This is a genomic window from Ruegeria sp. AH12 (assembly GCF_056541465.1).
Genome location: NZ_JBQFYL010000004.1, coordinates 83,793 through 96,256, shown reverse-complemented (window position 1 = coordinate 96,256; position 12,464 = coordinate 83,793). Strand labels below are relative to the sequence as shown.

General features: G+C 56.9%; 11 protein-coding genes. 7 read left to right on the top strand and 4 right to left on the bottom strand.

Annotated features, from left to right (window positions below; translation table 11 throughout):
- Positions 1 to 117: 117 nt before the first annotated feature.
- From ACR0EL_RS09295 to ACR0EL_RS09285, 3 genes are all read left to right on the top strand, one after another.
- Positions 118 to 1,659, top strand: coding sequence for a trimethylamine methyltransferase family protein (locus tag ACR0EL_RS09295; RefSeq protein WP_480499562.1), 1,542 nt, complete (start codon positions 118 to 120; stop codon positions 1,657 to 1,659).
- Positions 1,660 to 1,800: 141 nt separating this feature from the next.
- Entirely contained in the window at positions 1,801 to 2,532 is a 732-nt protein-coding gene (locus ACR0EL_RS09290; protein ID WP_480499561.1) for an SDR family NAD(P)-dependent oxidoreductase, read from the top strand.
- The gene (locus ACR0EL_RS09285; RefSeq protein ID WP_480499560.1) at positions 2,529 to 3,263 is read left to right on the top strand and encodes an SDR family NAD(P)-dependent oxidoreductase; all 735 of its coding nucleotides are present in this window, start codon (positions 2,529 to 2,531) and stop codon (positions 3,261 to 3,263) included. Before ACR0EL_RS09290 ends, ACR0EL_RS09285 begins: the two co-directional genes overlap by 4 nt.
- A 4-nt stretch (positions 3,264 to 3,267) precedes the next feature.
- Here the strand turns inward: ACR0EL_RS09285 and ACR0EL_RS09280 are convergent, their stop codons facing one another.
- From ACR0EL_RS09280 to ACR0EL_RS09265, 4 genes are read right to left on the bottom strand one after another with little or no spacing between them, the layout of a single operon-like run.
- Entirely contained in the window at positions 3,268 to 4,608 is a 1,341-nt protein-coding gene (locus ACR0EL_RS09280; protein WP_480499558.1) for an NAD(P)/FAD-dependent oxidoreductase, read from the bottom strand.
- Entirely contained in the window at positions 4,605 to 6,101 is a 1,497-nt protein-coding gene (locus ACR0EL_RS09275; protein WP_480499557.1) for an aldehyde dehydrogenase, read from the bottom strand. Before ACR0EL_RS09275 ends, ACR0EL_RS09280 begins: the two co-directional genes overlap by 4 nt.
- A 3-nt stretch (positions 6,102 to 6,104) precedes the next feature.
- Positions 6,105 to 7,022 (bottom strand): dihydrodipicolinate synthase family protein, encoded by a 918-nt coding sequence (locus ACR0EL_RS09270; RefSeq protein WP_480499555.1) that lies wholly within the window; start codon positions 7,020 to 7,022, stop codon positions 6,105 to 6,107.
- 7 nt (positions 7,023 to 7,029) lie between these two features.
- A complete protein-coding gene (locus ACR0EL_RS09265) occupies positions 7,030 to 7,740 on the bottom strand; it encodes a GntR family transcriptional regulator (protein ID WP_480499554.1) in 711 nt (236 codons plus the stop codon).
- Between the two features lie 152 nt (positions 7,741 to 7,892).
- Here ACR0EL_RS09265 and ACR0EL_RS09260 point away from each other — a divergent pair, with 152 nt between their 5' ends.
- From ACR0EL_RS09260 to ACR0EL_RS09245, 4 genes are all read left to right on the top strand, one after another.
- On the top strand, positions 7,893 to 8,843 hold the full coding sequence (locus tag ACR0EL_RS09260; RefSeq protein ID WP_480499552.1) for a GlxA family transcriptional regulator: 951 nt from the start codon (positions 7,893 to 7,895) through the stop codon (positions 8,841 to 8,843).
- Between the two features lie 389 nt (positions 8,844 to 9,232).
- Positions 9,233 to 10,210, top strand: coding sequence for a glycosyltransferase family 2 protein (locus ACR0EL_RS09255; RefSeq protein WP_480499736.1), 978 nt, complete (start codon positions 9,233 to 9,235; stop codon positions 10,208 to 10,210).
- Between the two features lie 49 nt (positions 10,211 to 10,259).
- Entirely contained in the window at positions 10,260 to 11,729 is a 1,470-nt protein-coding gene (locus ACR0EL_RS09250) for a hypothetical protein (protein ID WP_480499550.1), read from the top strand.
- A 7-nt stretch (positions 11,730 to 11,736) separates the two neighbouring features.
- Positions 11,737 to 12,462 carry a class I SAM-dependent methyltransferase gene (locus tag ACR0EL_RS09245; RefSeq protein ID WP_480499549.1) on the top strand — a complete coding sequence of 242 codons (726 nt, stop codon included), beginning with the start codon at positions 11,737 to 11,739 and terminating at the stop codon, positions 12,460 to 12,462.
- Positions 12,463 to 12,464 lie beyond the last annotated feature (2 nt).

Sequence of the window (12,464 nt, the reverse complement as noted above, 5' to 3'; positions counted from 1 at the left end):
GCCCCTTTGGGCGGCGTTTTTCGTGTCGCTTCCTGCAATCACATATCGCAATCAGAGAGGTAATCCGCGATCGACCCCGCCAAAGTAAGCGGGAAGAAGGAGGATTGCCCTGTGAACATGCGTACAACTACACGCGCCGGTGGGCGCTCGGCCCGCCGTGCCATACGTACCGCTCCAAATTTCGAGATGCTGCCAGGACTGACCCGCGGCATCCCTCTGTGCGAAGTGATGGACGGAAGCCAAGTTGAGCGCATCGATAGTGCATCGATGGATATCCTTGAAAACGTAGGCGTGCAGTTCCGCGACCCGATTGCCCTGGAAGACTGGAAGCGGGCAGGGGCCAAGGTCGAGGGTGAGTTTGTCTATCTGGATCGCGGCCTGGTGCGCGAGTTGATCGCAACCATCCCGTCGGATTTCACATATCACGCGCGTGATCCGAATAAGAACGTGCGGCTGGGGGGAAGGAACTCGATCTTTGTGCCTATGACCGGTGCACCGTTCCTGCGCGATCTGGACGATGTGCGAAGGAATCCAACGCTGGACGACTTGGCAATGTTTCACAAACTCAGCCACATGATGCCCGCGCTGCATTCCTCGGCGCATCACATCGTGGAGCCTTACGATCACCCGATCAGCCAGCGGCATCTGCGTATCACCTATTCGTCGATGAAGCATTCGGACAAGACGTTCATGGGCATGACGACCAGCCCCAAAAACGCCGAGGATGTGATGGACATGTGCGCGATCCTGTTTGGCGAGGATTTTCTTGAGGATCACCCTGTCACCACCGGCAATTGCAACGGCAACTCGCCGTTGGTCTGGGATGAGACGATGCTGGGGGCAATGCGAGCCTTCTGTCGTCGCAATCAACCGGTTTTATGCTCTCCGTTCGTTCTGGGCGGGGCCAACACGCCTGCCTCCGTTCCCGCCACGGTTGCGCAGCTAAATGCCGAGGCGCTGAGTGCGTTGGCTTACACGCAAGTGATCCGCAAAGGGGCTCCGGCGATCTATGGCCATTATCTGTCGACCGTGTCCATGAAGTCCGGCGCACCGATGGCTGGCACGCCGGAAATCAGCCTGATGAACTTCATGATCGGTCAGATGGCGCGATACTACGACGTGCCTTGGCGTACATCGAACACTTTGGGCGGGGCCAAAACCTTTGATGCGCAGGCGGGGTATGAGTCGGCCACAACGCTGAGCGCGGTCATTCATGCGGGCGCGAACTATATCTGGCACAGCGCCGGGTGGAACGAGGCCGGGATGCACTGTTCCGTTGCCAAATTCATTGTCGATGCCGAGCAATGCGCGATGGCCTATCGCATGGCCGAGGGGCCAAAATGGGGTGATTTCGACGACGCAATTACCGCTGTTCCCGATGTCGGACCCGGCGGGCACTATCTGGGCCATCCGCATACGCAGGACAATTTCCAGACGGCGTTCTTCATGCCCGAGATGTTTGACAACAACTCGATCGAACAATGGGTGGCCGAAGGTGAAGTTGAGACTACCGAACGTGCCCTGAACCATGCGCGTAAGTTGTTGGCCGAGTATCAGGAACCGACGCTGGATATCGCCAAGAATGAGGAGTTGTTGGACTATGTTGCACGGCGCGAGCGAGAGATACCGGCAGCGGATGAACTGAATCAAAGCTACTAAGCGATCTCCCCGATCTGGCCCGCCTGTATATTGGCGGGCTCTTTTTCAATCAGGTCTTAGCGGCAGATGTGAAGCTTGCAGAAGCTGAAAAAGACCGGAGCGGCCCATGGTTAACATTGGCCTGATGCATTGGATGAAAATATGGAACTGATCGGAAAATCGGCGCTTGTAACGGGTGCTGCGGGTGGAATCGGCATGGCCTTGGTGCAGCGTTTGCGCGACGCGGGCGCTCGTATCGCAGTGGCGGATCGAGATGTCGACGGGATCGGTGCCGAAGCGCATTTGCCGGGGGATCTTTTGGATCCCGATTATGCGGATGGTCTGCCAAGTGCGGCGGCTTCGGCTTTGGGCGGTTTGGACATCGTCATCAACAATGCCGGTGTCATCACGCGCGGACCCGTAACTGAGACGTCAGACAATGACTGGTCTTTGTCGCTGGGTGTAAATGTCGAGGCCCCGTTTCGCATCTGCCGCGCCGCAATCCCGATCTTGGCCAATGCCGGGGGCGGAGCTATCGTCAACACGGCCTCATGCTGGGGTTTGCGTCCGGGGCCTAACCATGCGGTCTATTGCATGACCAAGGCAGCCATTGCGTCCTTGACCCAATGTATGGGGATGGATCACGCGCATCAGGGCATACGCATCAATGCGGTTTGTCCAAACGAAGTGAATACGCCCATGCTGCGCTCTGGCTTTGAAAAACGGGGGTTTGATCCGGACACTGCGGTGGCTGAACTAGGGCAAACCGTACCATTGGGTCGGATCGCCGAGCCCGAAGACATCGCCGATGTTGTCATGTTCCTTGTATCAGACGCGTCGCGCTATGTGTGCGGCACGTTGGTCGAAGTGAACGGAGGCAAACCTGTTTCATGATGCGATTTGAAGGTAAAACTGCGCTGGTTACAGGCGGTCGCAGCGGCATTGGCCGCGCTGTCGCGATACGGTTGCAACACGAAGGCGCGCGCGTTTTTACGGCACAACGCGGGGCGGATGATGATTTTGAAGGGATCACAGCGGACTTTACCGATCCTGATACGCCGCAGCGCGTTATTGACGCGGTCATGGCCAAGGCCGGACGTCTGGACGTTCTGGTCAACAATGCTGGCATGATGCAGGAGGCGTCGGTTGAAGAGATGAGCTTGCAAGACTGGCAGCGCACGCTGTCTGTCAACCTGACGGCGCCTTTCATGATGATCAAAGCCGCGCTGCCGCATCTGCGCAAAACGCAAGGTTCGATTGTGAATACCGGATCGATTGAGGGGCTGGGCAGCAATCCGGGTCATGCCGCCTATTGCGCGTCAAAGGCAGGGTTGCATGGCCTGACCCGTGCGGTTGCTGTCGATCATGGGAAGGATGGTATCCGATGCAACGCGATCGCGCCCGGTTGGATCGATACCGATCTGAATCTGGACTATATTGACTCGATGCCTGATCCCGATGCGTTTCGTAGCAACATAGGCGGTATTCATCCGGTCGGTCGCACAGGACGGCCCGAAGAGGTTGCGGCCTTGGTTGCGTTTTTGGCGTCAGACGATGCGTCTTTTATCACTGGGCAGGTTTATACAGTGGATGGGGGTAGGATGGCCAAGCTGAGCTTGCCTTGACGGGCTATTCTTTGCCCGAGCGCCACTCTTTCCACTTGAGGTAGCTGTTTGCGCCAATTGACGCGAAGGGTTCCGGCGGTAGGCGTGGGGGCGTGGGCTGTGCGGTGAAATGACCGGCGATTTCGGATCTTCCCTGCAGGATTGTCTCGGCAACGCCCATGCCCTGTAACGTTCCGCGTGCTATGCCCAGCCCGTTCTGACAGCAGGCCGAATAGACACCACTTTCAAGCTCTCCAAACGCAGCGGACCCGTTCCGGCTGAGGCACAACATCCCGGCCCAACGATGCTCCATCTGCAGATCGGGTAAGTACGGGAACCGTTCGCGGAACTTACGATCATGCACGCGGCCAGCCTTGCGCAGCCGCGCTTCAGATGTCTCAAGATCAGGATGAAAGCTGGAGCATGTGCGTACCAAAATACGGTCGCCATAGCTGCCTGAAACGCGCCTGACCGATGTACCCATTGGGTTCGCAGGTGTAACAGACCAGCGTGATTGTCCGCCAAGCGTTTTGATCTGTTCGGGCGTCATCTGTTCCGTCAGTGACGCGTAGAGACAGATATGCATCAGGCGCCGCGCATAGAATCCGAAGCTTTCGAGATGGCCATTATTGGCCAGAATAATGCTGCCGGTGGTGACCTTTGCCTTGGGCGTCCGAACAAGCCACCCGTTACCTTGCCTCTCGAACGCAATGACCGGCGAACGTTCGAATATCCGCACCAGTTCCGATAACGTCTTAGCCAAAGCGCGCACATAGGCTGCCGGTTGGATCATCACGGTTCCAGGCGCGTAGAGCGCTGAGGTGTAATGAGGGCTGCCGGTGATCTCGCCGATCTGCTGGCGATCATACAGCGTATGTGGCTCGCCCAGCTTTTTCAGATGCGCGGCGAACTCCAGGTTATGGGCGTCACCGCCGGGTGTTGCGGCTGCATTGAACTTGCCGCATGGATCAAAGGCTTCCTGCGGCAGATCGCATTCGGTGGCAACATGGGTCGCAAAGTCGATGGCTTTACGGTTCAGCGCAATGGCAGCGCGATCCGATTCCAACGCATCGCCTGCATAATTATCCGAGGCCAGATCATGCGGCAGATCGATCATGAACCCTGAATTGCGACCAGCGGACCCTTCGGCAATATGCCCGGCCTCAAGCAAGACAACCCTGAGCGACGGGTCGATCTGATGCAGACGCCGCGCCGCGCTGAGGCCCGCGAAGCCACCACCAACGATGGTGACATCAGCACTCAGGTCCTCGCTTAGCGTTGGCAGAGCCGTCCGACGGGGCAGAATAGCATTCCACCCCGCCGGACCTGTTTGCCGAGGAAGCCGTTTGGCCTCGAACCGCGTCAATCCACGGCCTCGTCCGCATCATCCGCCAGATCAATCCAGATGGTCTTTAGTTGGGTGTACTGATCGTGGGCATGAACCGAGTTGTCGCGCCCGCCAAAGCCCGATTGCTTGTAGCCACCAAAGGGTGTGGTGATATCACCTTCACCAAAACTGTTCACGGTAACCGTACCCGCACGGATTGCCCGCGCGCCGCGAATGGCGCGTTTGGCGTTGGCTGTGAAGATTGAAGCGCAGAGGCCATAGTCCGTGTCATTGGCGATCTTGATCGCCTCATCGAAGCTAGACACCTCGATCACCGACAGGATGGGGCCAAAGATTTCCTCGCGCGCCAAGGTGGCATCGTTTCCGGGAACCTCGACCACGGTGGCCTCGACAAAGCCATTTGCAGCTTTGCCACCGATCGCCATATTCTCGGCCTGATCCAAATACCCGCAAACCTTGGTGTAGTGCCCTTCACTGACCAATGCGCCCATCCGTGTTTCCGGATCCAGCGGGTCGCCGATATTCCACTGCTTGGCGTGATGTGCGACGCGTTCCAGCAGTTCGTCCTTCACGTCCTTGTGCACGATCAGACGAGACGAAGCCGAACAGTTCTCGCCCATGTTCCAGAATGCGCCGTTAACCACATGCGCCGCCACACGGTCGAGGTTTTCAGCGTCATCCATGACGATGGCGGGGTTCTTGCCACCCATCTCAAGCACCACCTCTTTGGCGTTGCTTTCGGCCGAATAGGTCAGGAACTGTTTGCCCGTCACGGTCGAACCGGTGAAGGAGACCATGTCGATATCCATGTGCCGCCCGATGGGTTCTCCAACATCTACGCCACCGCCTGGAACGATGTTCAGAACGCCGCGCGGAAGGCCCGCTTCCATCGCCAACTCGGCCAGGCGCAGGGCCGTCAGCGTTGTTTCAGTTGCTGGTTTCACCACTACCGAACAGCCTGCTGCCAAAGCAGGTCCGATCTTCCACGCCAGCATAAGCAAAGGGAAGTTCCAAGGCAGTACCAGCCCCACAACGCCAATCGGTTCACGCACCACCATGGCAATGTGGTCATCACTGGCGGGCGAGACCTGATCGTAGATCTTGTCAATCGCTTCGGCATGCCATTTCAGGCAATGGATTGATTCGGGAAGGTCCACGGTTTCGCAATCGTAGATGGTCTTACCGCTGTCGATGCTTTCCATCACCGCCAGTTCCCGCGCATTGCGTGTCATTAGTTTGCAAAGCCGGATCAACACATCCTTGCGGTCGGACGGGTGCAGTTTGGACCACCGCCCATCGTCAAATGACTCACGCGCCTTTTCAACGGCAAAGTCCACATCCGCCGCCCCGCAGGCGGCGATGTCGGTCAGCTTGTCGCTTGTGGCGGGATTGACAGTCTCAAACGTCTTGCCCGAGATCGCTGGGCGGTAAGCACCGTCAATGAAAGCGCCGGTGGGCAATGCCAGGCCTGCAGCGATGGATTTGTATTCATCCTTAGTAAGTAATCCCATGCCTTAGCCCTCCGCCACGATATCTGCGATTGTCTTTTTCAGCACGCGTGTCACCTGTTCCAGCGCGCGCTTGTCGTCCTTGTTCAGACCTTTCAGCGGAGGCCGTATCGCGCCCGCGTCGATCCCGTTCATGGTCACGCCATGTTTGATGGTCTGGATGAACTTGCCGCCCTGTTCCAGCACCCGCATCAGCGGCATCATGGCGGACATGATCCGCCGGCCCTTGGCAAAGTTGCCTTCGATCACACAGGCCTGATACAGCGCCACATGTTCCGCAGGCAGAAAGTTCGATCCGCCGCACACCCAGAACGGCGCGCCCCAGGCGAAGAACTCCAGTGCCTGATCATCCATGCCGCAACCCAGCTGAATATGCGGGTAGTCCCGCGCCAGCAGATGCACCCTGTTGATATCGCCCGAGCTTTCCTTGATGCCGCAAAAATTCCGACTGCGCCCGATGCGGTCCAGAAACTCTTCGCCCATCATCGTGCCGGTCCGATGGGGATAGTTGTACAGCATCACGGGCAAGTCAGCAGCCTTGTCTATGGCCAGCGCATTCAGCGCATTTTCACGATCTGTAGGCACCGAGTAGGGAGGGCTGGCCAACAAAATCGCATCAGCGCCGATTTCGCGCGCACCCGTCGCCAAAGCTATTGAGTCCGGCGTCAGCATCGCACCGGTCCCAACGACCAGCGGCAAACGGCCTTTCAGTCGATCATGCGTGAACCGCGCCAGTTCCAGCCGTTCCTCGACAGTCTGCGCATAGTTCTCACCGGTCGACCCGCCCGAGATCAGACCGTGCACGCCGTTCTCAATCAGGTATTCGATCACCTGCGCCAGCGCGTCCCAATTCACGCTGCCATTGTCGTGGTAGGGCGTGACCACCGGGGTATAGATCCCCTCAAACTTGAAAATCGGGTTCATTCGGTCCTCATGCGGGTTTCGAAAGCGGGGACAGGCCCAATGGCACATCCAAGGCGTCTGGCATCACAAACAGTTCGATCTGATCGCGCGACAGGTTCCAGTGTTCTTCGGCCAGCTGCGCAGCCGCCGCCTCATCGTTCGCCTCGATGGCGGAGATTATGGCGTCATGCTGGGTGCTGGCATCCGCCAGATTTTCGGTCATTTTTGCGGTTTGCGGTCGGTAGAACGTCATCCCGATCCGTGCGTGATCAATCAGCAATCTGTTGAAGGATGGCAGCAGGTAAACATTGCCTGACATCTCTCCCGTCAGTTCATGAAACCGATTGTTGGCGAGTGCGCGATCCGCTGCTGAACCAGAGCGGAGGGCTGATTTAAACGCCAGCTGCGCCGCTTTCAGGTCCTCGATTTGGGCAGGCGTCGCGTTGCGGGCAGCCAGACGCAGCACCGCGCCATAGATCATTGGGGCCGCCAGAAAAAAATCGCGCAAGGTGGTGTGGGACATCTCGGACACCCGCGCGCTGCGATTGGTGCGCAGGTCCAGATAGCCTTCGCCCCCCAATTGCCTGAACACTTCGCGCAAAGGGGTTCTGGACAGGCCAAACTCATCTGACAGCAGCGCCTCATCCAAGTCCGTACCCGGCTGAAAGCGCAATGTCAGGATCGACACTTTCAAATACTCCATCAAATCGGTCTTCCGAGATTTGGGATCGTCTTTCATCTGACCTCCGAGGCGTCGCTACATTCGAATCGCGGGTTCGGTGCTTCAGATATGTATGCGAACAAAATACAACTTGTATACAGTAAAAAATAATGCAGCATGAACCACCGTTAGTAGTTCCGGCCGGAATCGGCCTTCGAGTGGAAACCCCAATGCGTCAGACGCGGCACATCACCTTCATTTTGGTCGAGGAGTTTTCCCACCTTGCGTTTTCATGCGCTGTCGAACCGCTGCGCATTGCCAATTGGGTCAGTGAAGAGCAGCTTTATGATTGGTCTATGATTTCCGAAGACGGTGAGCGCGCGGTCTGTTCAAATGGGCTGGTTACGTTGGTTCATGGCGGTCTGGATGACATACCAAAAACAGACCAGCTGTTTGTTCTGTCTGGCATTCACATGCGCAATCACGTCACGCGGCCTTTGCTGGCAACTCTCAGGCGCGAGCGGGCGCAGGGCACACCCATTGGTGCTTTGTGCTCGGGCGCATGGGTGCTGGCCAAAGCAGGGTTTTTGGACGGGATGCAAGCCGCGATTCACTGGGAGTACCACGATGCCTTTATGGAGGCCTTTCCCGAAGTCAATCTGGTGCGCAGTGTTTTTGTAGCGGATGAGAAGCATATCACCGCCTCGGGCGGCACCGCGACCGCTGATTTGATGCTGCATCTGATCGAACGCGACCATGGGGCCGAGCTGGCCGTCGCGGTGGCCGATCAGATGGTTTACAATGCGGTGCGCAATGCGACCGCGAAGCAACGCGTCTCGCTGCAATCACGCAATGGTATGCGCAACGCCCATCTCGCTAGGTCGATAGAGATCATGCGCGACAGTATCGAAACACCGGTCTCGCCGTCTGAGATTGCGGAGAGGCTGGGAATCTCAACGCGCCAGCTGGAGCGATTGTTTGGAAAATACCTGAACACCTCACCCAAGAAATACCTGATGGAGATGCGGCTGGAGCGTGCACAAAAGCTGCTATTGCAGACCGAAGCCTCGATCACGGAAGTTGCTTTTGCCTGCGGATTTGAAAACCCAGGCCATTTCTCGCGCGTTTACAGATCGAGCTTTGGTGTGACACCGCATTCTCAGAGAAACAAATTGGATTGATCTCACCGTAGTGCGGTGGGGTGAGCATGACAGTCGCAAAATAGGGACGTAACACGCCCACCCCGTTGGCCGACCTTGAACCCCCTCGTTAAAATCTGACTAGTAAACTGATCGATCGGATAAGGCTGAACTACACAGCGAAACTGGCAGAACTATTACAATATCATGACAGTTTTGGACGCGATTGTGACACAATGATTAATGTGCTGCCCTCTTTGTTAACGTAACCTGTACTTCGTGGACTTGGCTAAGGCCCTCGCGTCATCGGCAGTGCAATCAGGTCGCAGTTGGGTTTCGGCTTCTTGGGCCGATGGTGACAACTCAGAGAAAATGGACAACACTCACCAGGCGATCGCAGAATGTCGTGTTGGGCAGGTAGAGTGAACAAAATGACGCTAAAGGCGCTTCCCAAACTGGTGGTTCAGATTCCATGTCTGAACGAAGAAGAAACCTTACCTGCCGTTATTCGCGACATCCCGCGCGACATCTCCGGCGTGGGTAAGGTCGAGCTTCAGGTCATTGATGACGGATCAACGGATCGCACCAGTGAGATCGCAAAGGAACTTGGAGTTGAGCATGTTGTTCGCAACCGCGGCAACAAAGGGCTTGCCCGTTCGTTTCAGATCGGGATCGACAACGCCTTGGCTCAGGGGGCGGATATCATCGTCAACACGGATGGTGACAACCAGTATTCCGGTGCATCCATCCCTGATCTGATTGCACCCATTCTGGCCAGGAAGGCTGACGTGGTCGTCGGAGATCGGAAGCCCGGCGAAAACCAATCGTTCTCGCCCGTTAAGCGGATATTGCAACGGGTTGGCAGCCGCGTTGTTTCGGGCTTTGCGGGGCTAGAGGTGAACGATGCCGTTTCGGGGTTTCGCGCCTATTCGCGCGATGCGGCGTTGCATATCAACGTCATGACCAAATTCAGCTATACAACCGAAACACTTATCCATGCTGGACAGACGGGCTTGAGCGTCGTGACCGTCCCTATTGAGGTCAATCAGGTCGAACGACCATCGCGTCTGTTCAAATCCATGCGGTCCTTCATCTCGCGGCAGATGGGGACCATCTTGCGCAGTTACGTTATGTACCGCCCGCTCAAAGCCTTTGCTACAATCGGTCTGGTGCTGCTGCTGATCGGGATCATACCGATCGCGCGGTTCGTGTTTTTCTACCTCATCGGGGATGGCGACGGCAAAATTCAATCGCTTGTCCTGGGCGGTGCGTTTGTGGTGATGGGGTATTTCACGATCATTATTGCGATCCTGTCGGAAACGATTGCCACAAACCGGCGCTTGCTCGAAGCGACGTTGCGCCGGGTTCGCGAGTTGGAACAAAGGGCGGAGCATGCAGATCGTGCATAACGCTTCGCAAACGGGACTTGTGGCATATTGGGCAAGAAGACCATTTGCGATGGTTGCCCTTATCGGAGCAGCCTACCTCGCGGTTTTATGCTGGCTTGCACCGGGCCTTTCCCCTGATCCGTTTTTCGGGGGCGCAATCTACGATGGTTACTACTACGCCATCCTGAACGGGCATTTCGATCTGCCACCCCGACTATTGCGGTTCGAAGGACATTATACACCCGACGCGCAAGGTTATCTTTATCACGGGGCGGGGCCGTTGCTTCTGCGCTTTTTGTTCGGTTGGGCTTGGCCGTTCGAGTCGATCCCGATGGCCGGGTTTTCGATCTGGTTTTGGACCGTACTTGGAACCTTGGGTTATCAGGTGGCGCTGAAAGATCTGATTGCTCATACCGCGACACGCGCACAAAGGGATGCGCAGGGTTGGGCAGTCTTTTTTGCAGCGGCTTTGTGGGTTTGCGGGCCTGCGACCCTGCTCGTGGTCAATCAATCGCTCTATCACGAACCTATCGCGCTGGCATATGGCGCGGCGGGTGCCTTTGTGGCGGTTTGGGTGCGCTTTGGTCAGGACAAGTTGCATCCTCTGCTGGCGTTTTCTGTATTGGCTTTGTGTGCAGCTATCACGGTGCATGCTCGCCCGAACCTGGCGATCGGACTGTATGTGGCTTTAACCGCCCTGTGCGGTTGGAGCGTAATTAAACAGGGTGTGCGAATGCTGCTACCTGCGTTGCTCGCAGGTGCAATCCTGGGGGCCGGGGGACTGCTCTATCTGGGTTTGAACACCCTCAGATTCGGCGGGGCCGCTGAGGTCCATGGCTCGTTCGAGGCAAGCGAAACCCAATATGGTACGGTTTTCTGGGGGATAGAGCCTCAGGATTCCCCACGCGCACAGGCCTTTACCGAACATGGCCGATTTAATGTTCAGCGTATTCCACCGAATGCAGGGTTGTATGCATTTGACCTGCCTGCTCTGGAACTGACGCACGGCCCGTCGATGGCGATGTACAACCTATTCCAACGGGCGACAGAAGACCGTCTGGGATATATCAGGGTCGAAGGGCCACGTTACGGGCTTTTGTGGCTTTGGTTGATTTGGGTTGGGTTCGCAGCCATCGGTTTGACGCAGGTCAGGCGTGCAGAACATCTGGTGCTGGCTGCCGGTTTGTTGGTTGGCGTTCTGGTCACGCTGTCCTATGGGACGATTACGCTGAGATACCGTTTTGATCTGTGGCCACTGGTAGCATTTCTAAGCTTTCTTGGGATACCCCGCGTTTTGGCGGGTGTTTCGAACGGTCATCAGCCCGGCAACTTCAAACGACTGGTCCTTGCCGTGGCGCTGATTGGAACAACAGTCACGACGATGGCCGCGTTTCAATACACGGGTATGTTCCGTGAGATCGAGGGCAGCTTCTTTGCACCCTGGAGCAACGGCTACTGCATCGATTTGGCCGAAGGCGCAGGGTTTTCGTCCGACCAGATGCCCGTGATCTGCCGAGCACCGACTGAGTTGAAGGGATAAGATTGGGATGCGTCTGCTCAAATCCATTTATGTCAACCTAATGCGCATCTTGGCGGCTATGGCCCGGGCAACAGGTTTTGCCGGGTTTCTCGAGCGGCGGCGCGCCAAAGGGCGCGGCTGGCATTGGATGTCCAGCCTGTTCGCGATCTACGACATCGATGCTATGGTCGGCCTCGACGTGCCATGGTGGACCTACGACGCCATAGAGCAGGTGGATGCATTCCTGGATTCACGCCCGGCGCGCGTCTTCGAATATGGATCGGGTGCCAGCACAGTTTGGCTGGCGCGCCGCGCGTCATCTGTTACCAGCGTTGAACATGACACGCCTTGGTACAAGGATGTGACAGCCAAGATTCCGATGATCGAGGGCTTATGCCCCACCGAGGTCAAGTTGTTTGAGGCAAGTAGTGCTTCGCCCACTGACGCTCTGTATCTATCAGAAAAAGCCAATGGTTCTCGGGTAAATTTTGCGGCCTATGCCAGTGCAATAGATGCCGAAGACGGTGTGTTTGATCTGATCGTCGTGGATGGCCGCGCGCGTCCAGCCTGCTTGAAACATGCAATCCCCAAGCTGGCACCGGATGGGATTATCGTGTTCGACAATTCTCATCGCGCGCGCTACCGCCAATCGATCAACGATTGCGGGTTGTCCGAAACCAGGTTGCGCGGGCTGGTTCCGACCTTGCCTTATCCAGATCAGACCTCGCTCCTGCGCGCCGAACCGGCGGGATAGGC